Origin of the sequence: Pseudarthrobacter sp. N5 (assembly GCF_050157035.1) — a bacterium.
Lineage (GTDB): Bacteria > Actinomycetota > Actinomycetes > Actinomycetales > Micrococcaceae > Arthrobacter.
Genome location: NZ_CP189593.1, coordinates 3,905,263 through 3,928,338, shown reverse-complemented (window position 1 = coordinate 3,928,338; position 23,076 = coordinate 3,905,263). Strand labels below are relative to the sequence as shown.

The window sequence follows — 23,076 nt, the reverse complement described above, 5'->3', positions numbered from 1 at the left end:
CTCTCACGCTTGCAGCTCGAATGGGTCGATATGCCGAGTATTCACCTGAGGCACCCCGCCGCGAAAGGGAGGGTTGCCGACCGGCCAGTCAGGGCTTGGCACCGGTTCTCATTACTCCCCAAAAACGTAACACTTACGACGGCGGCCTGCACCGCCGCCGTCGTCATGTTGCGTAACGGGACGACTTGCAACGCGGGGTCACTTACGGCCCATCCCGAGCCCTTCAATGGGCCGTAAGTGACCCCGCGTTGCTGTTACAAACGGCTTCACCGGGGGGATAATGACGGAAGATGAACCACAGTAACGCCGGATGAAATCAGGTTGTTGTGAAGGATTCGCGCGGACCGCATACCCCCAAAGCCGGTCCCATGCTTCACTTTGGATGGTTTGTGGGCCACGGGTTCGGGGTTCAGGGCTGGGGGACGCCCGGCTACGGCATCGGCTACGACTGGAAAAAACCCGCGCTCTACCAGGACGCGGTGCGGGCCTTTGAGCGCTCCGGCCTGGACCTGTTCATCATCGAGGACTCGCTGACCGTACCGGATACCTATGGCGGAACGTCAGAAGTTTCACTGGCCCAGGCGTCGTTCGCTCCGAAGCATGACCCGCTGGCGCTTGTGCCGTATCTGCTCTCGGCCACGGAGCACCTGGGCATCGTCCCGACTGTCAGCGCATCGTTCTACCCGCCCTTCACCGCGGCCCGGCTGCTGGCCACGCTGCAGCACTTTTCCAACGGGCAACTGGGGTGGAACGTGGTCACCTCGGGCAGCGACCTCGCCGCACAGAACTATGGCCTGGACCAGCAGATCGAGCACGACCGCCGTTATGAAAAGGCCGAGGAGTTCGTGGAGGTGGTCCGGAAACTCTGGCGCAGCTGGGAGCCGGAAGCGATCAGGGAGGATGCCGGGGCCGGGATCTTCGCGGACCACGGCAAGGTCCATCCCATCAACCATAACGGCGAGTTCTTCAAGGTTCGCGGGCCGCTGAACACTGCGCCCCTGCCCGAAGAGCCTGTGCTGGTGCAGGCGGGTGCGTCGCCCCGGGGCAAGGCGTTTGCGGGTGGGAACGCCGACGTCGCGATCGCCCTGGCGAGGGGCGCCGACGGCATGAAGTCCTACCGCGATTCCATCCGCGCCGAGGCCGCCAAGGCGGGCCGGAACCCTGACGACGTCAAGGTGCTGTACGTCCTCAAGCCCACCGTGGTGGGCTCGCGTGCCGAAGCCGACGAGCTGCGGGCTGCGCGGAAAGAACTGACGCAACGCGACATCGACAGCCAGCTGAACTCCATGTCCTACCTTTCGGTGATCGACTTCAAGAAGTTCGACCTCGACGCCCCGCTCCCGGTGCTCAGCACCAACAGCAACCAGGGCACCCTGGAACACTTCGCCAAGTCCGCCCCTCCCGGTTCCACGCTGCGGGAAATCCTGCAGGCCCGCAGCGGCGGCGCGGGGGACAGCATCATCGGCACGGCCGGGGAAATCGCCGGCTACCTTGAAGAAACCGGCGAGGCCGTGGGCGGTGACGGCTTCCTCTTCTCCGGTTTCGTGGATCCTGTCACCGTGCATTCTGTGCTGGACAAGCTGACACCGGAGCTCCGCCGACGCGGGCTCTTGAGGACGGGTTACGGGAACGGCGGCTTCCGCCAGAACCTGCTGGACTTCTAGCGCCGTGGCAGAGACCAGCCCCGGTGGCCAGGGAACACCCTCCGGGACGTTCCTGATCGGCATTGCCCGCGTCTGGGCCCTAGAGGTGGCGGCCGCTGCGGCTGATGCGGCCGTCCGAGTGGTGCTGAGCGAGGATGCGCTGGACCTGATGGGACGTTCCCGCGAGGTGGTGCAGCGGGCCATCGATTCCGGCTATCCGGTGTACGGGCTGAATACCCTGCTCGGTTCCGGGCGGGACACTGCGGTGGAGGATGAGTCGATTCTTGCATATCAGGTGCAGGTGGTTCGCTACCACAACAGCGGGATCGGCGGGATGCTCAGCCCGGCCGAGGTCCGCGCCGTCATCCTCGCCAGGCTCATCGGCTTCAGTCGCGGCGGCTCAGGGGTGCGGCCGGAAACCGCCCGCTTCTACGCCGAGCTGCTCAACCGGGGGGTGCTTCCCGCCGTTCCGCGCGAAGGCTCCGTGGGCTCCTCCGATCTGACCCAGCTCGCCGCCGTCGCGGCCGTCGCGATCGGCGAGGGCCAGGCGATTTCGCCCGACGGCGGGCTGGTGCCGGGGGCACAGGTGCTCGCCGACGCCGGCCTGCAGCCGTTGGTGCTGGCGCCGGGGGAGGCACTTGCCCTGGTCAGCGCCAACTCCTATTCGATCGGGGCAGGCGCCCTGGTCCTTGGCCGGCTGCTGCGGCTTGCTGACTGTGCGGATGTGGCGCTCGCGCTCTCGCTCGAAGCGACGGCACGGTTCGACGGCGGCGGAAACCTCAGCCCGTTTTCGGCGGCAGTGCAGGAGGCTAAGGACGTTGACGGCCAGGGCATCTCGGCGGCCAATGTGCGGCGGCTGGTGCAGGGCGGGTGGCTGGAGGACCCCGAACGGGCAGCATCTGTCCAGGACGCGCTGTCATTCCGGGCGGCTCCGCAGGCCCACGGCGCATTCCGCGCCCAGATCTTGGCGCTGGCAGGAGCCCTGGAGGTGGAGCTCAACGGCCGCGGGGACAACCCGCTCACCGACCTCGATTCCGGCCGTATGGTGTCCGGCGGAAACTTCCAACCCATGCAGCTGGCCCTGGCCTTCGAATCGCTACGCCTTGGCCTGGCACATGTGGGTATCAGCAGTGAGCGGCGGATCGCCAAGCTCTACCCGCCGCAGCGGCTGATCCGGCAAAGGAACCTGGCCGCCGCGAACGGCACGGGAGCACCTGGAGGCCTGCAATCCGAGGAACTGCCGGGGCTGCTCTGGTATTCGGCCGCCGGGCTCCTGGCAGAGCTGAAGGTCCTGGCCGCGCCGGCCACTCTCGGTGCGCCCACACTGTCAGCGGATGTGGAAGACCATTCAACGCTGGCACCGCTGGCACTGCAGCAATTGGAACGATCGGTGGACGCAGCAGAGAAGCTCCTCACCATCGAGGCCCTGACCGGCGCCTATCTGCTGGTCCAGTCGGAGGCACGTCAACTGAGTGAGTCCGGCGAGTCCGTCGCGAAGGCGCGGCCGCTCGGTACGGGGACTGGCGCCGTCGTCGTACGGCTGGAAAAGCTCCTGGCTGAACTGCTGCCGGCGGCAGCGCTCGTGGAACGCGCACGGGCTGAACTGGGCACGCTGCTGGCCCGCTTGCCGGAGCTGAAGGTGCGCGGGACACGGTCGCAGCACCATGAAGGAGGAGAATCATGAGCGTTATGACAGGCCGGCACGCGGCCGTGGAGCCGGATGCCTTGGCGGATGCGGAGGCCGTCCTCGCGAGGGTGGGCAATACGCCGCTGGTGCCGCTGGATGTGCTGGGCCGGGGCCTGGGCAGCCGAATCTTCGTCAAACTCGAGTCGGAAAACCCGGGCGGTTCCATCAAGGACCGGACGGCGCTGAGCATGGTGCGGTCGGCGGAGCGCAGCGGTCTGCTGCGGCCGGGCGCCACGATTGTGGAGAGTACCTCGGGTAATACCGGCATTGGCCTGGCGCTCATCGGGGCGCTGACCGGGCACCCCGTGGTGGTGGTTACCGGCGACACCATCTCCAGCGAGAAGCTTGCGGCCCTGCACAATTACGGTGCCAGGGTGGTGCTTACGGACTGGAACGCGACGGCGGATTCGCCGGAAAATGCGCGGGTGGTGGCTGCCCGGATCACGGCGGAAATTCCAGGTGCGTGGCGGCCGCAGCAGTTCGATAATCCGGCCAATCCACTGGCGCACTATGAGGGTACGGGCCCCGAGATCTGGCGCCAGACTGCCGGGACGGTGACGCATTTTGTCGCCGGAATCGGGACGGGCGGCACCATCAGTGGCAACGGAAGGTATTTGAAGGAGCGCGCGGCGGAGCGAAAATCGCATGTGGAGGTGGTGGCCGCGGACCCGTTCGGCTCGGCGTACAGCGGCGGCCATCCGGGCGAGATCCTGGTGGATGGCGTGGGCAATTCCTGGCCCGAGGCCGAGTGGCCCAGGGTCTTTGACCGGTCACGCGTGGACCGTTACCTGCGCATCCCCAACGACGAGGTGTACACCACGGTCCATCGGCTGCTGAACGAGGAAAAGCTGTCGCTGGGCCCTTCCTCCGGTCTGGCCGTGGCGGCGGCGCTGCGCGTGGCGCTCGCCGCGCCGCATGGGTCAGTGGTAGTGGCAATAGCCCCCGACACCGGCAGCAACTACCTGAGCAAGGCCTTCAACCCGGTGTGGCTGGCTGAGAACGGTGTCCACCTGGCGGAAGACGTGGTGGAGGACTGGCGCAACGCGGGGTCATTTACGGCCCATCCAAGACCAGTTAATGGGCTGTAAGTGACCCCGCGTTGGCCTTGGAACCGACAACGATCCGCGGTTCCTGGCCCTCACAAGCCAGGGGCCGTCTCCGCAGCTAACCGGAATGCGTAGCTTTTCGGCGCAGCTACTGCATCACGGGGCCGAAATCGCGCGGGCGCGGGACCTGTACCGCGCCCGGCAGGGCTGAGCAGGGACTGTTGTTGGTCAGCCTTCACACTCCGTGCAGTACGTGTGGCCGTCTTTCTGCCGCGCGATCTGCGAGCGGTGCCGGACCAGGAAGCAGGAGTAGCAGGTGAACTCGTCCTCTTTCTGGGGTATGACCACAATGGTCAGTTCTTCGCCGGACAGGTCGGCGCCGGGGAGCTCAACGCCGTCCACGGTGTCTGTCTCGTCCATTTCTCGGACCACGCTGCGGGCGTCGGGGGAGTTGGCCGATTTCACGGCCTCCAGGGATGCGTTGCGTGATTCAGCGACGTCGGATCGAACTTCGTCATAGTCGGTTGCCACCGGATGGTTCTCATTTCATGGGGGTGTGCTGTCGGAAGAGAACCATACAGCATGTGGCTGGTTTCCATTGACATCGGGCTGGGGTATGCATCGCGTTGACCGCACCGGGATGGCTCACCAGCGCTCAGACAAGCAGCACAGCCAAGATAGCAGGAAACAACGGACCACGGTGCCAACGACAGGGAGCACACCCGCAGCGTGGAATTCTCGGAATCTCCCGCGGCTCGTGAAAAGATGACGGCATGAGGATCACCAGAGATCGTTGTCTTCGCCGCCGCTGACTTGACCGGGGAGGCCGCCGCCATCGCCACTAAGAGGCCCGGCCGGTACTCACGGCTCTCGATGAGTTCGCTCAGCGAGCGGGGCGCCGGCCGTGATGACCTTGGCTCCTTAGGGGAGCTTCTCAGCCGCCAGAGCTCTATTCGATCCCTGCGAACAGCTCGCTGAGCTCGGCCGTCAGCTGCTTCCGCACCGCCGGCGTGCCGATTTCCTGACCGTCGATGTGGTTCACCGGCGCGAGGAGGCGGATGCTGGAAATCAGCCAGACGGCGTCGGCGTCCATCAGATCTTGAGGCTCCAGCGGACCGTAACCGAGCTCCCAGCCCGCCGCCTTGGCGGCCGCGAACAGCGCCCCCTGCGAGGTGCCTGGAAGAATTCCACTGTCCAGCTGCGGTGTGATGAGCCGCTTGACTGCTGACCCGCCGCCACCACCACCAGCGCCGCCGTCGCTCGTTTCGAGATGCGCCAGCAGAACGGTCGACGTCGGGCCCTCCAGGACCCGTCCGTCCGCTGAGGTGAAGATGACGTCATCAGCTCCCTGCTTATGTGCGTGCCGCAGGGCGGCCATGTTGACGGCGTAGGAGAGCGTCTTGGCACCGAGCAGCAGCCAGGGCGCGCGTTCGGCGATGTCGCTGTCGTAGCCCCGGTCGAGGAGGATGACGTCGATGCCGGACTCACGCTGGCGCCGCCCGGCCGCCGGAACCGGTGACGCCTGCACCCAGCACGTAGGCGAAGACGCGCCCTCAACGCCGCGGGTGACGATCAGTTTCACCACCACCTCGTCCTCCTCCGGGATCGCCGCCGGGTGCGCAGACCGGTATTCGCCGATTGCCGTTTCAACGGCGCGCCGCCAGGCGTCCTCCGCAGGAATCCCGAGCTCCAGGGCGCGGGCGGAGCCGGCCAAACGGCTCAGATGCGCCTGAAGTTTTCGCGCACGGCCGCCCACGGCCAGAAGGGATTCGAATACACCGTCACCGCGGGTGGCGCCTTGGTCCGTGGCCATCAGCTGCGGCTGGGTTGCGTCGGCCAGGCGGCCGTTTTCGAAGGCCGGATCCAGGAACACCAGGACCGTGGCGAAGGCAGGAGGAGTCATGCCTCCAGCTTAGTGTGGCGTGCCCCGGATAGGCTGTGCTCACTGCCCGGTCCGGAAGCCGTCCGGCGGGCCGGCGAATGATGGGGGAACATCGTGCTGTGGCCTTTTCCGTTGGGGCTTGAATGGACATGGATCCTTGGCGTTTGGGCCATCCTGGAGCTCATCCTCAGGATCGTATTGCTCGGGGTGATCCCGGGAAACCGCCGTCCCAATACCGCGATGGCTTGGCTGCTCGCCATCTTTCTAATCCCGTCTGTCGGCTTCGTCCTGTTCCTGTTGTTCGGCAACTTCCGGTTGTCCCGGCGTCGAACGGAACAGCAGCAGGAGGTCAACGAAAGAGTGCGGGCCGGCACCTCGGGGCTCTCCGACGTCGAAAGTCAATATCCGGGTCCGGAGTGGGTGACCTCCGCCGCCGCCCTCAATCAACGGCTGGGATCGCTTCCCATGGTGGACGGAAACTCCGTGGAGCTTATCCCCGGTTACCCGGATTCCATCCTGTCCATGACCGAGGCCGTGCGCCGCGCCAAAAGCTTCGTCAACGCGGAGTTCTACATCATGAGCACGGACCACCTGACCAACGATCTCTTCACCGCGCTCGAGGAGGCAGCTGACCGGGGCGTGGAAGTCCGGGTGCTGTTTGACCACATCGGAACGCTGCGGGTCAAAGGCTACCGCAGGCTCCTCAAACGGCTTGGGGCCAGCCAGATCCAGTGGCGGCGCATGCTGCCGCTGCTGCCCGTCCGCAGGCAGTGGCGCCGGCCGGATCTGCGCAACCACCGCAAGATCATGGTGATCGACGGCGAAATCGCCTTCACGGGCTCACAGAACCTGATCGAGCCCTCGTACAACAACCCCAAGCACCGCAAGGCCGGGCGTGAATGGGTGGAGCTGATGGCCTGCATGCGGGGGCCGATCGTGACCACCCTGAACGTCGTTTTTGCCACTGACTGGCTCAGCGAAACGGACGAGTCCCTCGAATACCAGCTGCTGCTCCCCGCCAACCCGGCTCCGGGCACGGTCACTGCCCAAGTGGTCCCCAGCGGTCCGGGATTCAGCACGGAAAACAACCTCCGGCTCTTCAACACCCTCATTTATTCCGCGCAGCACCGGCTCTCCATCTGCAGCCCATACTTCGTACCGGATGACTCCCTTCTCTACGCCGTCACCACGGCGGCGCAGCGGGGAGTGGACGTTGAACTCTTTGTGTCCGAACAAGGTGACCAGTTTCTGGTCCACCATGCACAGCGCTCCTACTATGAGGCGCTGCTCGAGGCGGGGGTCCGCATCTACTTGTACCGGGCGCCGTATGTGCTGCATGCCAAGCACTTCACGATCGACGACGAAGTGGCCGTACTGGGGTCCAGCAACATGGATATGAGGTCCTTCTCGCTCAACATGGAGGTCTCAGTGATGCTGCTTGGGGCGGAGATTGTGAACAGCATGCGCGCCGTGGAGAACGCCTACCGGGACATCTCGCACGAACTCAAACTGGAGGACTGGATGCGCCGGCCCATGCTGGCCAAGTACGTGGACAACGTGGCGAGGCTGACTGCCTCGGTGCAATGAAGCCACGGTGCGATGAGTCCGCAGTGCAATGAAGCCCCGGTATCAGCCCGGCAGGATTACCCGGCAGGTGCTCTCAGGTGTCCGGAAATTCAGCGCCGAGCGCCGAGAGCACCCCGTACGCCTTGACGCGGATTTCCTCGTATTCCTCCTGCGGAGACGAGTCAGCTGTGATGGCACCGCCGACGCCGAGAGTCAGTTCCGCCTTCCCCGCGCCATCCGCGCCGGTTCTTGGTGCGTTGACCACTAACGTCCGGATGGCCACGGCCAAATCTGTGGCCCCGTTGAGCGAAAAGTATCCGATCGCACCGGAGTAGACGCCCCGCGGCGAGTCCTCCAGACGGTCCAGGATGGCCATGGTGCTGATTTTCGGCGCGCCGGTCATCGACCCCGCCGGGAACGCCGCCGCAACGGCCTCGGCCCGCGGAGCGCCCGGCCGCAGCTTCGCGTCGATGGTGCTCACCAGCTGGTGCACCGTGGCGTAGCTTTCAATCTCGCACAGCCGGCTGACGGTCACCGATCCCGGTACAGCAAAATGGCTCAGATCATTCCGGAGCAGGTCAACGATCATGATGTTCTCCGCCCGGTCCTTCAGCGACGTCTCCAGCTCGTGCCGCAACTGCTCATCCTGCGCCGGGTCAGCACCTCGGCGCCGGGTGCCCTTGATCGGCTCCGCGCGCATACCGCCGTCGGACGCAATCCGAAGAAAACGCTCCGGCGAGGTGCTGGCCACCGTCAGCCCGCCGAACCGCAGGTAGCTCGCGAACGGTGCCGGGTTCTTCCGCCGCAGCGCCAGGTATGCCTGCCACGGATCCAGCGCCGCTTTGGCGATCTCGACGGTCAGCGACGTGGTGAGGCAAACCTCGTAGGAATTTCCCTCGGTGATCTCATGCTGTGCCTCGGAGATCTTGCGCTTGTAACCGGCCTCGGTGTCCCGGCCGATAAACACAAGATCCGTGGAATTTGGTGCCGGGGAGTCTGGTGCCAGGGAAACTGGCACGGCGGAATTTGGGACGGGGGAACGCACGACGCCGTTGCTGCCGCCGCCTGGCGATGCAGCTGCCGCACCATTCCCGGCACCGGCATCGCAGCCGGGAATGGTGGCGGAGGCTGCGGCCACAGCCGCGCGCGCGCAGACCAGCCAGTCTTCGGCATCGGGAGCATCCAGGGCGAGGAGCCAGACGGTACCTTCGAGATGATCGAGCACCACCGCGCGGCCTGCGAAGATCAGGGACGCATCCGGGGTGCCGGCGGCCACATCCACACCGCCCGTCTCGCGCTTAAGTTCGTAGCCCAGGTACCCGAGCCAGCCGAGCGTAAAATCACACGGATATCCCTCCGGTGCGCGGACGGCTTTTCGGCCCCAGACACTGTCCAGCCAGCGGAAAAACGGACCGGAGGTCACCGCCGTGGCCGTACCGGCGGTAACCCGGTTGACGCCCGAACTGTGCCTGACCACCTGACCGAAGGTGCCGCCGTCGTCCGCCAGAATACTGAACCGGCTCCGTTCCGTGGCTACTGTGCCCGGTGCCGGCGGCAGCGACCCGGACTGGGCGATCGAGGAATCCAGCCACACCGCATTTTCCGAGCCGCCGTACAGGACCCTGAAAAGTCCGGCCGCGTCAGGAGTCGCCGCCAGCCGTTCGGAGCGGAGCGTAAGGCCGCGGCGGGCGGAAAGCTCCGGCACCAGCACGGATGCCAGCGCAGGAAGGTACCGGAGCGCCTGCAGGACGTCAGCCGGGGCGCTGCCATCGGCGCGGTTCAGGACGCGGATATCAGCGTGCTCCGGCACTTTGTCCAGGGCGAGCCACTCCTGCTCCTGCGCAGCCCACTGCTCCCAGAACGGCTCGTAGCTGCCGCCGTCCCGGTCCAGCGCGCGCGTGCGGCGGTCCTCTTCCGCGGAATCAGCCCAGATGACGGCGTCCAGCATGGGCCTCGCCGCCGCAGCTGCCGCTCCCACACCCTCCACGATCACGATCTCGGCAGGCAGCGTGCGGCGGGCTTCGCCGTCGTAATGTTTTTCCCAGTCCCAGCTGGTCCAGCTGGCCTGTTCGCCGCGCCGGAGGGGTGGCAGGACCGTGGAAACGTAGCGTTGGATGCCGGCAGCGAGGCCGTTCCATCCGGGGTAAATATCCTCGAGGTGAAAAAGTGACACCTTGTGATGATCGCGCAGGCGGGCTGCCAGTTCGATGGCCAGGGTGGTCTTACCTGCGCCGGACCGCCCGTCGATGGCGATGATCACAGGTGCGGCAGTCATGAAGTAGAGCGTACCTGCTGATGTTCATCCTGCTGATGCTGGTTCTGCCGTTACTGGACCTGCTGCTACTGGTCCTGCCGCTACCGGTCCTGCCGTTGGCGGCCGGCGTCCCGTGTGACCGCGGACCGGACGTGCTCAACGATCCCGGGAATGACGGCCTGGACTTGGTCCCACACGTTGTCGAAGTCCGAGTGGCCGCCGTACCAGGGGTCTTCGATGCCCTGGTCCAGCAGATCCTTGCCCGCCACGTTGGGATCGAAACTTCGCAGCATGCGGACCTTTTCCAGCGATGCGCCATCCGGAGCGGTTTCCCGAAGCCAGCCGTAGTGGTCGATTTCCAGGGCGAGGATCAGCTCCCTCTCCTGGAACCATTCCGAGCGCCATGACCGGGCAATATGGTGTTCGGAGGGGATGTTGTGGGCGGCCAACTTGCGGGCTGCGCGGGGATCGATGCTGTGGCCGGCCTCATATGCGGTGGTCCCGGCGGAATCCACGGAAACCAGACCGGCGAGTCGTTCTGCGGCGAAGGCCTCTGCAAGCATCAACTCGGCCATCGGGGACCGGCAGATATTGCCGGTGCAGACGGTGATAATCCGGTATGGGCTCGACGTTGAGATCATGGTGCAAGCATGGTGGATTCCACCCTGTCTTGGCTAGTCAAAATGATCGGCGGTTTACGGAATTTGTACAGTAGCTAGCTGGAGGGGGTCGCGGGCCACTCATCGCACAGGCTCACGATCGTGCGGTCCACTTTCGTCGCTCAATTGGCGGCGCGGGTGGGGCGGTCCACGACGTAGCCGCCGCGTTCCAGTCCTTCCCAAACAGGTGCGGCAGCCGGAATCTGCCGCACCTGCCCCTTTGCTTGTTGCGTGTTGCGGGTCAGGAAACCCGAAGGTTGGCCAGGACATCCTCGACGCCGGGATAGGCGGCCTGGGTGCCCTTCTTGGTGGCGGCCAATGCCGCTGTGACGGATGCGAACGCCGCTGCTTCACCCAAGGTCTCGCCGGCGGCCAGCCGGGCAGCCACGGCGCCGGTGAAGGCATCGCCGGCGCCGGTGGTGTCCACGGCATTGACCTTGGTGGGTGCGATCCGGGTGATCTGCGTCCTTATAGTGGTCTGAGAATCCAGGACCACCGATCCCTGCGCCCCGAGGGTGACCAGCACGCGCTTGAGTCCGTGTTCCTCGAACTGCCGGCGCACCGGCTCCCAGGCACTTGCGTCCGCTCCGGCGTCCGGCATTTCGGCGTCGCCCAGGAACAGCGAGGCCTCGTGGGCGTTCACCAGCAGGACGTCGCTCAGGTCTGCGAGGCTCTGCGCGATCTCAGCATACGGCGAGAGGTTCAGCAGAACTGTTGCGCCGGCGTCGTGCCCTGACCGGGCGGCCGCCTCAACCGTCTCGAGGCTGACCTCGAGGCAGAGGCAGACCACCGACGCGCCGTCGAACACGTCCGCGGACGCCGCGATGTCGGCGGGGCCCAGGGTGCCGTTGGCGCCGGCCGAAATGATGATGTTGTTCTCGCCCTGGGCATCCACGGCGATGACTGCGACGCCGGTGGCAACGTCCGCGGAGCGGCGGACCCCCGCAACATCCACGCCCGCCCCGGCGGTGGACGCCAGGAGCATGGCACCGTTGGCGTCATCCCCGACGGCGCCGATCAGGCTCACCGTGCCACCCAGTTTGCTCGCCGCGACGGCCTGGTTGGCACTCTTGCCGCCCGGGTTGACCGCGAAACCGTTGCCGTGGACGGTTTCGCCCGGCTGGGGGAGCCGCTCGCAGTAGATGGTCAGGTCCGCGTTCAGGGATCCGACGACGACGATCCGGCCGGGCCTGCTTGCCTTGGCCAAACCGTTGGCCCCCGGGCCCACCGGGCTCACGGGGTTCATTGGGGCACCTCGGCTTCGAGCGGCTTAGGGATCAGCAGGGAGGCCGCGAAGGCTGCCACCGTGATGACCAGCCCGACCACCACTACCGTCAGGTAGGAGGCCTTAGCGTCGCCGACCGCCGACGTCGCCACCAGCACGGCCGGCAGCACGAGGAAGCTCAGGCCGGCGCCGAGGTTGAACGCGCCTGCGTTCATCCCGGGCAGGAAGCCGGGATTCCCGGCGGGGGACAGCACAACTCCCAGTCCGTTCAGCATGATGTTGACCGTACCCGCGTACATGATGCCCAGCAAGGCTGTCCCGGCAATCATGAGCGGCAGGCTGCTGAGGCCGAAGAACGCGATGATGGCCAGGGCTGCGATGCTGCCCAGCATGCCGATGCGCAGGACCTTGGTGTAGCCCAGGACAGGGGCGAGCCTGCCGCTGATGGGTCCGACCACCCAGCCCAGCAGGGCATAGGGGGTGAGGATCATAAGCGACATCTCTGTGGGACCTACGCCGAAGCCCGGTGCGGCGGCCTGGACGTACGCCGGGACAATGCCGTTGATGACCGCGAAGATGCCCGTCATGGCCAGCGTGGTGGTGAGTAGCGGTGCCCAGGTGGAGCGCTGGCGAAGGTGGACGGTTTCCACCATGGGTTCCCTGACGCGCTTCTCCACGGTCCAGAATGCCGCGAACGCGACGGCGGCCACCACGATCAGGCCGATGGCCAGCATCAGTGTGCCGGACGAGAAGGCGCCGACCAGCTTGGAGCCTTCGTTGAGGGCCGTGAGCAGTGCGCCGACGGCGATGACAATGAAAAACACGCCCAGCCAGTCCATGGCGGTGCCGGCCGCGGGCTTGCTCTCGCCGGCCAGGAAAGCGATGAGTGCCGTGGCCACGACGGCCAATGCCACCATGAGCCAGAAGATGCTGCGGAAACCGAAGTGCTCGGCGAAGTAGCCGCCCACGAAGGAGTCGATACCGGCCACGCCGCCGTTGACCGCCGTGATGAGACCCATGAGGGCGCCGTACTTGCGCGGGTTGCTGACAGCCGAGCGCAGCATGATCAGACACAAGGGCACGGTGGGGCCGCTGACGCCCTGGATGATGCGGCCCACGAAGAGCCAATTGACGTCCGGGGCCATGGCTGCGATGACCGAGCCGGCTGCCATCATCAGCATCATGCCGAGCAGGATCTTTTTCCGGCCGACAATGTCGCTCAGGCGGGGCAGGAACAACGAGAAGAGGGCGGCTGCGGTGAAGAACCAGGTCTGGGACAGGCCGATGACCGCCTGGTCCGTGTGCAGCTCCTTGCCCATGGTGACCAAGGCCGGGCTGAGCATGGAGGCATTGAGCTGGAAGGCCACGCAGGCGGCCAGCAGGGCGACCGTGAGGGCCGTGACGTTGCCGCGGGTGCTTTTGGTTTCGGTGAGCAGGGCAGTCATTACTTGGTCTCTGCTGTCTCTGCTGCGGCCATCTCGATGATGCCGGGCTCGCCGATCCAAGGTTCGCCGATGCGGACGAGGGCGTCCGTGACGAGGTTCCAGAACTTCTCGTGGTCGAGGTCGACGGCAACGGAGGTGTTGCAGTCAGCCGGTGCCGGGGCGCGGAAATCGGCCACGGTCATGCCCAGCGTGAGGGTGCCCTGGAGTTCAATGTCCACGGGGACCCTGCGGGTTGTGACAATGCTGGGGTCGATCACGTAGGCCACCGCGCAGGGGTCGTGGACCGGCGGGTAGTCGAAGCCCTGGGCGTCCTTGTACGTCTTGGTGAAGAACTCCATCAGTTCCATCACGAACTTGGCCGGAGTGGTGCCCACTGCTTCAATCCGGGCTACCACCTCCGGAGTGGCCAAAGCCTGGTGTGTGAGGTCCAGGCCCACCATCACCACGGGCCACTTTTCGTTGAACACGACGTGTGCTGCCTCGGGGTCGATGATGATGTTGAATTCGGCCACGGCGCTCCAGTTGCCCACGTGGTAGCCGCCGCCCATAAGGACCACTTCCTTGACGCGTTCAACGATGCGCGGCTCCTTGCGGGCGGCCATGGCGATGTTCGTGAGACCGGCGGTGGGGACCAGGGTCACCGTGCCGGGTTCGTGCGCCATGATCGTCTCAATGATGAGGTCGACTGCGTGGCGGGGGTCCAGTTCGATCGTGGACACGGGCTGTGCGGGGCCATCCATGCCGGTCTCGCCGTGGATATCCGGTGCGGTCTCGATGGAGCGGACCAGCGGGCGGTCGCAGCCGGCGGCAAAAGGAACGCCGGTGATGCCGGCGATGGTGCCCACGGACAGAGCGTTGCGTGTCACTTTTTCGAGGGTCTGGTTGCCGACCACCGTGGTGACGGCAAGCAGCTCGATGTCCGGATTGCCATGCGCCAGCAGCAGGGCCACGGCGTCATCGTGCCCGGGGTCGCAGTCAAGGATGATCTTTTTGCGTTCTGGGTTCATGGTGTTGGGATCCATGTTGTTCTCCACGTCATTGGGGCCTGCCGGAGCAGGGCGCTAAAGCATTCAGGGGAATTCTGGCACTGGATTGCGCAATACGTCAAACGCTTAACGCTGATTGCGTCAAGCGCTTGATGCCTTGCAGGAACAGTGGGGGAGTGTTTCCCGGATACCATCGAGGTATGGAATCCGCGGATCGTGTGCAGCAGCCCCTGGGCCGTGCGCAACGTGTGACGGCGGCAATGGTGGCCTCCCGTGCCGGCGTCTCCACCGCCACGGTATCCCTGGTGGCCAATGGGAAAACCCGGGGCAGGGTATCCGAGGACAACATTTCACGCGTCCGCCAGGCCATCGCCGAGCTGGGCTATGTGGTGGACGGGATCGGCAGTTCCCTGGCCAAAGGCGTCAGCTCAATCGTGATCCTCGTGGCGCCGGACATCTCCAACCCCTTCTTCGCCAAAGTCATTGCCGGCGTCCGGGAATCGCTGGGTTCCGATTACCAGCTACTGCTCTCCGTGACCGACGCCGGTGAGTTCCCCCGAGCAGACGATGTCCGGAAACTCCTGGCACTCCGGCCCGCCGGTCTCCTGGTGGACGCTCCCAATGCAGGCTTCCTGGAGGAGCTGTCCGTGGCTGTTCCCTTGGTGCTCCTCGATGCCCCTGGCCTTGAAGCCTTCGCTCCATCCGTAAACCTCGATGTTGCCTACGGCGCCCGCCAGCTGGCAGCACACCTGGCGGAATCCGGTCACAAGCGCGTGGCCTACGTTGACAGCGTGACCGGCACTGCAACGTTCGAAATCCGCCGCGCGGCGTTCCTGGACGAGGCCGCCGCATACGGCATATCCGTGGCGGCGGGGCACATCATCAGCACCACCATCGATGTCGGTGCCGCCGCCGCTGCGTTTGCCGCCGTCTGGCCGGACTGGCAGCAGGCCGGTGTCACCGCCGTAGTCTGCGGAACGGACACGCACGCCTATGGCGTGCTGCAGGAAGCCCGGGTGGCCGGCGTCCGGATCCCGGAGGACCTGGCCGTGGCCGGCTTCGACGATCTGCCGTACTCGGCCACCAGCAACCCCGGCCTGACCAGCGTGCATCTGCCGGCTACGCCGCTGGGCCTGAGAGCCGGCGAACAGCTGCGGGGGCTCATGGAGGGCCGCGTGCTGGAGCGGCCGCAGTTGACGCTGGAGAGCTCGCTGGTGGTGCGCGGCTCCACTGCCTGAGCCCGGGGGTTTCGGCGTGAATTGCCCCGTCTGTACTGGCTGACCTTAGTGAATGACGGCCAGCAGGATTCCGACCAGGATGAACAGCACACCGAAGACGCGGTTCAGGACCTTCTGCCCGTGCTCATTGTGGGTGAAACGCTGGAACGACTTCGCAGCTGCAGCGAAGAAGAACCACATGACCAGGATGTCGATCACCACCACCGTGGCTGCGAGAACCACGTACTGCGGGACGAGGGGCTGTTCGGGGCGGATGAACTGCGGCATAAACGCCAGGAAAAACACGATGGCTTTGGGGTTCAGCAGGTTCACCCAGAGGCCACGGCGGAACATGGACCAGGCCGGCTCGTTCCTGAGGGCGGCAGCCTTTTCCTGATCGAGGTCCGGCTTGTGAAGGAACTGGCGGATGCCCAGATACACCAGATACGCCGCGCCCGCATAGCGGATGATGTTGAACGCAAGCGGCGAACCGGCCACCAGTACCCCCACGCCCAGGGCCACTATCACCACGTGGATGATCAGTGCTGCCTGCTGGCCGAAAATCCCCCAGATGGAGCGGCGGAACCCCGAATTCAGGGAGTTGCTCATGGTGTTGATGGCGCCCGCACCCGGCGTGAAGCTGACGAGGACGCCCGCACCCGCCAGCGCAAGCCAAAGTGGAAACTGCATCAGGCAAGTTTATGCGTGGCCTGGGAGCTCATTTCACCGTCTGGCGCACCTGCCTCAGCGTGAGATCACCAGATTGTAGTTACCAAGTCGACGTCCCGGGGCGCCGTGTCCGCAGTGACTACGCGCCGGACATGCTGCCGGTATCCGATCATGATTCCGCCCAACGCAGGGAGTTTTCGCTCGGCAAACTTGTAGCCGAGTTCACCCTTATCAGCCCAGGCGGATCCCGGCATGGGTCGCGACGGTCGTGACTCAACGACTGGTGGGCGTGTACCTATTGGCCGGCTGGATTATTGTCCTGATCATCCGTGGCTGCCGAATCAGCGGCGCTCGGCTGCCTCCGCTGCGCTGATCCACCATCGTGGTGTCTTAGCGGCAGGTCGACGTCCTTGACGATTTCACCATCAGTGCCGACTACACGCTTTATGTACCGGCCGTTTCGACGGTCGACGACCTGGGTGATTTCACGAAACTCGCCGGTGTCTTCAAATAGATCCGCACCTGAGCGGGCCTCTATGTAGGGGCGTTTCTCGCCCTTCGACTTAACCATGTACCTGATGCCGTCGTGAACCCCGAGCGTGTCGTTGATCTCCACGCCCATCGTGAAGCCGTGCGGACTGCCACATTCCGGGCAGACGTACCCATCGCGACGGTCTCACTCTTCAGGGGCCTCAGAGCCATATTTAGAGGTAGTGCAAACAACTTCCAAAAGCGACAAACTCCCTCAGGCATCCGGAAGGGAGGTTCGACCTGCCGCGCGAGGGTGCGCGGCAGTTCCTCGGTCCGGCCGCCTACGGGCACCAACGCGCCAGCCAAACTCACACGTCCGGAGGGCCGTCCGGGACAGCCCGCAGCTCCACCACCTGCGAATACTTCACGATCCCGGAGCAGATCTCGATGGCCCGTTCCTCGCTGGCCACGTCCACCACCCAGTAGCCGATCAGCGACTCCCTGGCCTCCGCAAACGGACCGTCCGTGGTGATCACGCCGTTCTCCGTCTGCCTGACGAGCTTCGCCGTGTTGCCATCCGCCAGCCCCGCGTTGAACACGAGCTCCCCGGATTCCCTCAGGTCCTTGTCGATCTGGATCATAATTCCGATCATTTCCTGCACCCACTCCGGATCGGCGGTTTCCATCATGCCTTCGGCTGAGCCGAACATCATGATCATGTATTTCATCTCGAACTCCTTTTGAGGGGGCGCCCCGTCTGGGTGCTTTCACGGATTAGTCGGAGGGGATACGCAGTTCTCTACATACCCGGGAAAATACTTCAGGACACGTCCGACGGCGGCGCTCGCCGCGATCCGCCGGCGGCGCTCACGCGCGGGCGATCACTTCTCCGTTGGGGATGAGGAACCAACCGTCGTCCGTGGAGCCCCAACGGTGCCAGCCTGCGGAAATACGTGCGAGGTCCGCGGCATTTGCGAACTCATATTCCAGGGCCTGCTCAGCGAAGGCCGAGTGCAGTACACGCTCGCCCCACACCCGCGCCTGCCAACGGCGCTGCTGCCCGGTGGCGTAGAGCCAGTTGCTGCTGGTGGGCGCAACGTCACTGAATCCGGCCGATTGTGCCCATGAAACCAGGCGCCGGCCCGCGTCAGGCTCCGCCCCGTTGCGGCGGGCGATCCGCTGGTAGAGGTCCATCCATTCGTCCAGCTCCGGGATGGCCGGGAACCAGCTCATGCCGTGGAAATCGGCGTCGCGAATAGCCACGATGCCGCCGGGCTTGGCCACCCGGCGCATCTCGCGCAGGGCCTCAACGGGGTCGGTGAGGTGCTGGAGGACCTGGTGCGCGTGGACGACGTCGAACGTCTCATCCTCAAAGTCGAGATCGTAGATATTGCCGGCCACAAACTCCACGTTGCCCACTCCGCGTTCGGCCGCCAGGGTTGTGGCGTGCGCGATCACATCAGGTGAGCGATCCAGTCCAGTGACCTTTCCGGGCGCCACCAGCCCGGCGAAATCGCAGGTGATGCTGCCCGGCCCGCAGCCGACGTCGAGCACGGAAACCCCGGACGTCAGGTGGGGGATCACGAACGCCGCGGAATTCTCCGCCGTCCGTGAGGCGTGGGCGCGGACCACCGATTCGTGGTGACCGTGCGTGTACACATCTTCAGGCTGCTGCGCGCTCATAATGAAACGCTACCGCCCGGACCGGTGAAAACTGCGGCAGGCGGCAGGAATTCGCACACGAGAGTCAGTTTAGCCGCTTCTGCCCCGGGCGGTCCTGCGGATGATGAGAGGAGCGGACATCAACAGCAAGAAGGTAGGGCTCGGGCTCTTGCGGGCCACCGGCATCTACGTCGGGGCGATCCTGGGCTCGGGCATCCTGGTCCTCCCGGCCATCGCGGCCCTGGCACTGCTGCCAACGCGCCACCTGGCTGACCCTGATCATCGTGGGCGTGGCGGCGTCGTCGCGGCCTCGGTGGCCGTGCTGGGGCCGAGGCTGCCCGGGGGGCGCGGTTCCCATCGCGGAGCTGCTCGAAAAGGGACCCCTCGCCGCCCCGCTCACCGCCGTCGCCGCCGCGGTGCCGACCTTCGGGCCGATCAACACCTTTGTGGCCGGTGCCGGCCGGTTGGGTGCCAGCCTGGCCTCGGACGGCGTGCTGCCGCGGGCACTCGGGCGGGGCACCGGGCCGGGCTCGTGCCGACCTGGTACGGCGTGATTGTGGCCGCGGCCGTGATGGTGGGGGTGCTGCTGTTCAGCGGCCGGGCACTCGTGGTCCTGCTGGCGGACGCCGGCCTGGCAGGCAGGCGTGTCCCCGGATCAACTGGCTGGCAGTTGTTGCCGTTTGGGTGCCGCGAAACGACAACTATTGCGAGTCAGTTGGGGGAGAAGCGTCCTGGGAAGTCTCCTGCGCTGCCTCCTGCGCTGCGCTGATGGTGGCCTCGGTCATGGCGGTCATGAAGCGCGTGGCGATCTCCAACTCCTCCGGCGTGAACAGGGCCATCGCCTCGTCCATGTGGCGGGCAAGCGGGAAGAACATGGCCCCGCCGTCGCGGTAGGCCTTGGGGGTCATGCGCAGCTGGACCTGGCGCCGGTCGGTACCCTCGCGTTCGCGGACCACGTGCCCCGAGTTGTGCAGCCGGTCGATCAGCGCAGTGGTGGCAGGGGAGCTGAGGTTCAGTTCCTTGCGGAGCACACCCGGGGTGACCATCTGGTTCCTCGCGGCGTACTTCATGATGACGGCCAGGGCATTGAGATCGGTCCGGTGCATGTCATTGCGGCCGCCGGCGGAATCGACATATCGGTTGGCCTCGAGGGTGAATTCCTGGAGGAGCCGGACCAGTGGCGGCGGCCCGCCGGCCTCGGGGGGGCCGGATGCGTCAGCTGACATGTGCACCCCCTCCTTTCCCGGCGTTCCTGGCTCGCCGAAATGACCGGCGCCCTCCGGAGTTTACTTCAGTGGCCGCGCGGGTCGCTCCGGGACGGCCTGCACTACCGTGCGAAGAATCTTTCCGGAAGGTCTTATCTCTATGGTGGAGATAGTCTATTATGGAGCTGATTCTACTCCTGTCACGCCCGCACTAAAAGGAAACATGAACAAGACCTCCCGCAAGACCGCACGCGTTCCGTTCTGGCTGCGCTGGCTGGTCCCCGTCCTGCTGGTGGTCACCTGGCTGGCCATCGCCGGGATCGGCGGGCCCACCTTCGGCCGGCTGGACGAGGTGTCCTCCAACGACCAGGCGTCGTTCCTGCCTGCGGGGGCGGAAGCCACCGCAGCGCAGGAGTGGCAGGCCAAGTTCCGGGACTCCAAGGAGATCCCGGCCGTCATTGTGATCGAGAGTGATTCCGCCTTCACACCTGCCCAGCTCGGCGAGGCGGCCGCGCTCAAGGGCAAGCTGGAGGCCCTGCAGGTAGGCAGCGCCGTCATTGGCCCCATCCCGTCCGCGGATGCCAAAGCGGTCCAGTTCGTGGTTCCCATTGCCGCCTCCGGTGAGGTGAAGACGGCCGTCAAGGAACTCCGCGAGGAGGTCAAGGCATCCGCTCCGGAGGGCATGGAGACCTTCGTGACGGGCCCGGCCGGACTCACGGCGGACCTAGTCAGTGCCTTTGCCGGGATTGACGGCATCCTGCTGCTGGTGGCCCTGGGGGCTGTGTTCCTGATCCTGCTGGTGGTCTACCGCTCGTTGCTGTTGCCGATCGCCGTACTGTTTACCTCCGTCTTCGCCCTCTGTGCCGCGATCCTGCTGGTGTTCGGCATGGCGAAGCTAGGCTGGATCCAGCTCAACGGCCAAAGCCAGGGCATCCTCTCGATCCTGGTCATCGGCGCCGCCACGGACTACGCCCTGCTGTATGTGGCGCGGTTCCGCGAGGCGCTGACGCACACCACCAACCGGACCGCCGCGGCGCTGACCGCCTGGAAGGCCTCCTGGGAGCCCATCCTCGCCTCCGGAGCCACGGTCATCATCGCCCTGCTGTGCCTGCTGTTTTCCGACCTCAACTCCAACAAGGCCCTGGGCCCGGTGGCGGCGGCCGGCATTCTCTGCTCCCTCTTCGCGGCCCTGACGCTGCTGCCCGCGATGATGGCGCTGCTGGGCCGCTCAGTCTTCTGGCCGTTCCGCCCCAAGCTGCTGCCGGAGACGGAACGAGAGCCCGAGCTGGTCACCGGCCTCGAGGGCCAGAAGGGTCTGTGGCGCGCGACGGGCTCCCTCGTTTCCCGCCGCCCGCGGACCGTCTGGGCGGCTTCCGTGCTGCTGCTCCTGGTGGCTTCCGCCGGGGTCCTGCAGCTCAAGGCCAACGGCGTCCCGCAGACGGACGTCATCCTCGCCGCCTCTAACGCGGTCGACGGACAGGAGGCGCTGGCACGCCACTTCGACGCCGGATCCGGCAGCCCGGCGGTCATCGTCACGGACGAGGCCAAGGCGCTGGAGGTGCTGGACAAGATCAAAGCGACCGCCGGTGTCGGGGACGCCTACCTCTTGGCCGACGGCGGCGCGCCGATCATCACCGGCGCGCCGGCCGCTCCCGGCGCTCCCACCGCTCCTGCCGTACGGGACGGGAAAGTGCTGATCAACGCTACGTTGAACTTCGCTGCGGACTCCAACAACGCGGAAAGCGTTGTCGTGTCCCTGCGGCAGGACCTGAAGAAGATCAACGGCGGCGCGCTCGTCGGCGGTGTGACCGCTACGGCCCTGGACACGAACACCACCGCCCAGCGGGACCTCTTCACCATCATCCCGGTGGTCCTCGCGGTGATCCTCGTGATCCTGATGCTGCTTCTGCGCTCCGTGCTGGCCCCGGTCCTGCTGGTGGCCTCCGTGGTCCTGTCCTACGGCGCGGCCATGGGCGTTTCCGCCTTCGTGTTCAACAACATCTTCGGATTCCCGGGAGCCGATGCCACCGTTCCGCTCTTCGGCTTCGTCTTCCTCGTGGCACTGGGCGTGGACTACAACATCTTCCTGATGAGCCGCGTCCGCGAGGAATCCCTCAAACACGGCGCCCGGGCCGGCATCCTGCGCGGCCTGGGCGTCACCGGCGGTGTTATCACCTCCGCCGGGGTGGTCCTCGCGGCGACTTTTGCGGCGCTGAGTGTCATCCCCATCATGTTCCTCGTGCAGCTTGCCTTCATTGTGGCCTTCGGAGTGCTGCTGGATACCGTGCTGGTCCGCTCCCTGCTGGTGCCGGCCCTGGCCTACGACATCGGCCCGCGCCTGTGGTGGCCCAGCAAGCTGGGCCGCCCGGAAACGGACGCTGCGGCGCGCGCTGTGCCTGCCGCCCAGGACGCTGAAACCGCGGACGCCGCCGTCGGCTAGCCGCAACCCCGAACCGCAGCCGCCGTCACTGAGCCTGGTCCCCCCACCACGCCACGGTGGCGGCAGCGGCTTCCTTCAGCGGCGTCGGCTGCAGCCCCAGGGCCGCCATGCTGGCGCCCGAATCCATCACAAAGGGCTGTTCGAACTGGTAAAGCGTCTCGGCCAGTTCGCGGGTTCCGGGCGAGAATACGCCCATCGCCCGGAGCGCCCAGCCCGGCACCGCGGAGACGCGCGGCTTCCGGGCGCCGGCGGCGGCGGCAAAGGCTTCCGCCATGTGCCGCTGGCTCAGCGCGGGGCCGGTCGGGGCGTGCCACACACGGTTCCACAGTGCACGGTCCCGGGCGGCCCTGATCATGGCCGCCGCCAGGTCAGGCACATAGGTGAAGGAGTGCGGCAGGTCGGCGCTGCCGATCACGACGAGGGATTTGCCCGCCAGGACCGGCCGCAGCATACGCTCGCCGGCGTGCGCCCCGCGGACCCGGGGTCCGAAGAAATCGCTAGCCACCACGCTCACGGTATCCGTCGCGGACGCCGCCCTCGCCTCGAGCAGCGCGGTGCGGATGCCCCGCTTCCCGCCCTGCGCCTCCCGCGGACCGGCCTCGCGCATCGGCCGTCCCGGCTCGCTGTAGGAATACAGGCTTTCCGGAAAAACGACGACGGCGCCCGCCGCGCCGGCCGCTGCCAGCACGCACTGTTCGGCGCCGGGCAGTTCCCTTTCCCAGGCGGCGGCGCTGTACTTCGAAGCGTGGATGCAGTGGAAGACGGCCTCGGCGCCGTCGACGAATCCGCGGAGCAAGGCAGGATCAGAGACGTCCGCCGCCCTCCGTTCGACGAGCGGGTGGTCCGGTCCGCTGCCGGACCGCGTAAGCACCCGCACCCGGTGACCGTTGCCGGCGAGCTGTTCCGCGACGGCCCAGCCGACGGGCCCCGCTCCGGTGACGACGTACGGGGCAAGCTCTCCGGGGCCGGCCGTCCCGGGCCGGGACGATTCGAACGCTGACATTGGATCTCCTTCTGGC

General features: G+C 66.0%; 20 protein-coding genes and 1 riboswitch. Of the genes, 6 read left to right on the top strand and 14 right to left on the bottom strand.

From position 1 onward, the window contains the following. A riboswitch (SAM riboswitch) is annotated at nucleotides 1-116 on the bottom strand. Between the two features lie 252 nt (nucleotides 117-368). From ACQCST_RS18865 to ACQCST_RS18855, 3 genes are read left to right on the top strand one after another with little or no spacing between them, the layout of a single operon-like run. Beyond that, nucleotides 369-1,664, top strand: a complete 1,296-nt coding sequence (locus ACQCST_RS18865; RefSeq protein WP_426997285.1) for an NtaA/DmoA family FMN-dependent monooxygenase — start codon at nucleotides 369-371, stop codon at nucleotides 1,662-1,664. A gap of 4 nt (nucleotides 1,665-1,668) precedes the next feature. Beyond that, the gene (locus ACQCST_RS18860; RefSeq protein WP_426997284.1) at nucleotides 1,669-3,327 is read left to right on the top strand and encodes an aromatic amino acid ammonia-lyase; all 1,659 of its coding nucleotides are present in this window, start codon (nucleotides 1,669-1,671) and stop codon (nucleotides 3,325-3,327) included. Beyond that, nucleotides 3,324-4,418 carry a PLP-dependent cysteine synthase family protein gene (locus tag ACQCST_RS18855; protein WP_426997283.1) on the top strand — a complete coding sequence of 365 codons (1,095 nt, stop codon included), beginning with the start codon at nucleotides 3,324-3,326 and terminating at the stop codon, nucleotides 4,416-4,418. Before ACQCST_RS18860 ends, ACQCST_RS18855 begins: the two co-directional genes overlap by 4 nt. Nucleotides 4,419-4,604: 186 nt before the next feature. Here the strand turns inward: ACQCST_RS18855 and ACQCST_RS18850 are convergent, their stop codons facing one another. After that, entirely contained in the window at nucleotides 4,605-4,907 is a 303-nt protein-coding gene (locus tag ACQCST_RS18850) for a DUF4193 domain-containing protein (RefSeq protein WP_426997282.1), read from the bottom strand. A gap of 418 nt (nucleotides 4,908-5,325) precedes the next feature. Further along, nucleotides 5,326-6,279: an aminodeoxychorismate lyase gene (locus ACQCST_RS18845; protein ID WP_426997281.1), complete on the bottom strand. Its 954-nt coding sequence runs from the start codon at nucleotides 6,277-6,279 to the stop codon at nucleotides 5,326-5,328. A gap of 93 nt (nucleotides 6,280-6,372) precedes the next feature. Here ACQCST_RS18845 and cls point away from each other — a divergent pair, with 93 nt between their 5' ends. Continuing rightward, nucleotides 6,373-7,845: a cardiolipin synthase gene (gene cls, locus ACQCST_RS18840; protein ID WP_426997280.1), complete on the top strand. Its 1,473-nt coding sequence runs from the start codon at nucleotides 6,373-6,375 to the stop codon at nucleotides 7,843-7,845. A 73-nt stretch (nucleotides 7,846-7,918) separates the two neighbouring features. Here the strand turns inward: cls and ACQCST_RS18835 are convergent, their stop codons facing one another. From ACQCST_RS18835 to ACQCST_RS18815, 5 genes are all read right to left on the bottom strand, one after another. Next, the gene (locus tag ACQCST_RS18835; protein ID WP_426997279.1) at nucleotides 7,919-10,099 is read right to left on the bottom strand and encodes a chorismate-binding protein; all 2,181 of its coding nucleotides are present in this window, start codon (nucleotides 10,097-10,099) and stop codon (nucleotides 7,919-7,921) included. A gap of 80 nt (nucleotides 10,100-10,179) precedes the next feature. Beyond that, a complete protein-coding gene (locus ACQCST_RS18830) occupies nucleotides 10,180-10,719 on the bottom strand; it encodes a low molecular weight protein-tyrosine-phosphatase (RefSeq protein ID WP_426997278.1) in 540 nt (179 codons plus the stop codon). A gap of 259 nt (nucleotides 10,720-10,978) precedes the next feature. Further along, nucleotides 10,979-11,983: a ribokinase gene (locus ACQCST_RS18825; RefSeq protein WP_426997277.1), complete on the bottom strand. Its 1,005-nt coding sequence runs from the start codon at nucleotides 11,981-11,983 to the stop codon at nucleotides 10,979-10,981. Next, a complete protein-coding gene (locus tag ACQCST_RS18820; protein ID WP_426997276.1) occupies nucleotides 11,980-13,407 on the bottom strand; it encodes an MFS transporter in 1,428 nt (475 codons plus the stop codon). The genes ACQCST_RS18825 and ACQCST_RS18820 overlap by 4 nt, the downstream gene beginning before the upstream one ends. After that, the gene (locus ACQCST_RS18815; RefSeq protein ID WP_426997275.1) at nucleotides 13,407-14,429 is read right to left on the bottom strand and encodes a nucleoside hydrolase; all 1,023 of its coding nucleotides are present in this window, start codon (nucleotides 14,427-14,429) and stop codon (nucleotides 13,407-13,409) included. Before ACQCST_RS18815 ends, ACQCST_RS18820 begins: the two co-directional genes overlap by 1 nt. 164 nt (nucleotides 14,430-14,593) lie before the next feature. Between ACQCST_RS18815 and ACQCST_RS18810 the strand changes: the two genes are divergently transcribed. Continuing rightward, nucleotides 14,594-15,631: a LacI family DNA-binding transcriptional regulator gene (locus tag ACQCST_RS18810; protein WP_426997274.1), complete on the top strand. Its 1,038-nt coding sequence runs from the start codon at nucleotides 14,594-14,596 to the stop codon at nucleotides 15,629-15,631. A 45-nt stretch (nucleotides 15,632-15,676) separates the two neighbouring features. Here the strand turns inward: ACQCST_RS18810 and ACQCST_RS18805 are convergent, their stop codons facing one another. From ACQCST_RS18805 to ACQCST_RS18780, 6 genes are all read right to left on the bottom strand, one after another. Next, nucleotides 15,677-16,300 carry a LysE family transporter gene (locus tag ACQCST_RS18805; RefSeq protein ID WP_426997273.1) on the bottom strand — a complete coding sequence of 208 codons (624 nt, stop codon included), beginning with the start codon at nucleotides 16,298-16,300 and terminating at the stop codon, nucleotides 15,677-15,679. Nucleotides 16,301-16,574: 274 nt separating this feature from the next. Beyond that, complete coding sequence (locus tag ACQCST_RS18800) at nucleotides 16,575-16,895, bottom strand: hypothetical protein (protein WP_426997272.1); 321 nt, start codon at nucleotides 16,893-16,895, stop codon at nucleotides 16,575-16,577. A 223-nt stretch (nucleotides 16,896-17,118) separates the two neighbouring features. Beyond that, the gene (locus tag ACQCST_RS18795; RefSeq protein ID WP_426997271.1) at nucleotides 17,119-17,478 is read right to left on the bottom strand and encodes a YciI family protein; all 360 of its coding nucleotides are present in this window, start codon (nucleotides 17,476-17,478) and stop codon (nucleotides 17,119-17,121) included. Nucleotides 17,479-17,617: 139 nt separating this feature from the next. Next, complete coding sequence (locus tag ACQCST_RS18790) at nucleotides 17,618-18,433, bottom strand: class I SAM-dependent methyltransferase (protein ID WP_426997270.1); 816 nt, start codon at nucleotides 18,431-18,433, stop codon at nucleotides 17,618-17,620. A gap of 64 nt (nucleotides 18,434-18,497) precedes the next feature. Beyond that, entirely contained in the window at nucleotides 18,498-18,932 is a 435-nt protein-coding gene (locus ACQCST_RS18785; RefSeq protein WP_426997269.1) for a hypothetical protein, read from the bottom strand. Between the two features lie 181 nt (nucleotides 18,933-19,113). Further along, the gene (locus ACQCST_RS18780; RefSeq protein ID WP_426997268.1) at nucleotides 19,114-19,638 is read right to left on the bottom strand and encodes a MarR family winged helix-turn-helix transcriptional regulator; all 525 of its coding nucleotides are present in this window, start codon (nucleotides 19,636-19,638) and stop codon (nucleotides 19,114-19,116) included. 202 nt (nucleotides 19,639-19,840) lie between these two features. Between ACQCST_RS18780 and ACQCST_RS18775 the strand changes: the two genes are divergently transcribed. Beyond that, nucleotides 19,841-22,057, top strand: a complete 2,217-nt coding sequence (locus ACQCST_RS18775; protein ID WP_426997267.1) for an MMPL family transporter — start codon at nucleotides 19,841-19,843, stop codon at nucleotides 22,055-22,057. A 25-nt stretch (nucleotides 22,058-22,082) separates the two neighbouring features. Here ACQCST_RS18775 and ACQCST_RS18770 read toward each other — a convergent pair whose 3' ends face one another. Next, nucleotides 22,083-23,060: an NAD-dependent epimerase/dehydratase family protein gene (locus ACQCST_RS18770; protein WP_426997266.1), complete on the bottom strand. Its 978-nt coding sequence runs from the start codon at nucleotides 23,058-23,060 to the stop codon at nucleotides 22,083-22,085. Nucleotides 23,061-23,076: the final 16 nt, after the last annotated feature.

What these genes read in the sequence shown, in the direction of transcription:
- ACQCST_RS18865 (WP_426997285.1), top strand. Translation starts at nt 369, where the DNA reads ATGCTTCACTTTGGATGGTTTGTGGGCCACGGGTTCGGGGTTCAGGGC.
- ACQCST_RS18855 (WP_426997283.1), top strand. Translation starts at nt 3,324, where the DNA reads ATGAGCGTTATGACAGGCCGGCACGCGGCCGTGGAGCCGGATGCCTTG.
- ACQCST_RS18845 (WP_426997281.1), bottom strand. Translation starts at nt 6,279, where the DNA reads ATGACTCCTCCTGCCTTCGCCACGGTCCTGGTGTTCCTGGATCCGGCC.
- ACQCST_RS18835 (WP_426997279.1), bottom strand. Translation starts at nt 10,099, where the DNA reads ATGACTGCCGCACCTGTGATCATCGCCATCGACGGGCGGTCCGGCGCA.
- ACQCST_RS18830 (WP_426997278.1), bottom strand. Translation starts at nt 10,719, where the DNA reads ATGATCTCAACGTCGAGCCCATACCGGATTATCACCGTCTGCACCGGC.
- ACQCST_RS18825 (WP_426997277.1), bottom strand. Translation starts at nt 11,983, where the DNA reads ATGAACCCCGTGAGCCCGGTGGGCCCGGGGGCCAACGGTTTGGCCAAG.
- ACQCST_RS18820 (WP_426997276.1), bottom strand. Translation starts at nt 13,407, where the DNA reads ATGACTGCCCTGCTCACCGAAACCAAAAGCACCCGCGGCAACGTCACG.
- ACQCST_RS18815 (WP_426997275.1), bottom strand. Translation starts at nt 14,429, where the DNA reads ATGGATCCCAACACCATGAACCCAGAACGCAAAAAGATCATCCTTGAC.
- ACQCST_RS18810 (WP_426997274.1), top strand. Translation starts at nt 14,594, where the DNA reads ATGGAATCCGCGGATCGTGTGCAGCAGCCCCTGGGCCGTGCGCAACGT.
- ACQCST_RS18805 (WP_426997273.1), bottom strand. Translation starts at nt 16,300, where the DNA reads ATGCAGTTTCCACTTTGGCTTGCGCTGGCGGGTGCGGGCGTCCTCGTC.
- ACQCST_RS18795 (WP_426997271.1), bottom strand. Translation starts at nt 17,478, where the DNA reads ATGAAATACATGATCATGATGTTCGGCTCAGCCGAAGGCATGATGGAA.
- ACQCST_RS18790 (WP_426997270.1), bottom strand. Translation starts at nt 18,433, where the DNA reads ATGAGCGCGCAGCAGCCTGAAGATGTGTACACGCACGGTCACCACGAA.
- ACQCST_RS18780 (WP_426997268.1), bottom strand. Translation starts at nt 19,638, where the DNA reads ATGTCAGCTGACGCATCCGGCCCCCCCGAGGCCGGCGGGCCGCCGCCA.
- ACQCST_RS18775 (WP_426997267.1), top strand. Translation starts at nt 19,841, where the DNA reads ATGAACAAGACCTCCCGCAAGACCGCACGCGTTCCGTTCTGGCTGCGC.
- ACQCST_RS18770 (WP_426997266.1), bottom strand. Translation starts at nt 23,060, where the DNA reads ATGTCAGCGTTCGAATCGTCCCGGCCCGGGACGGCCGGCCCCGGAGAG.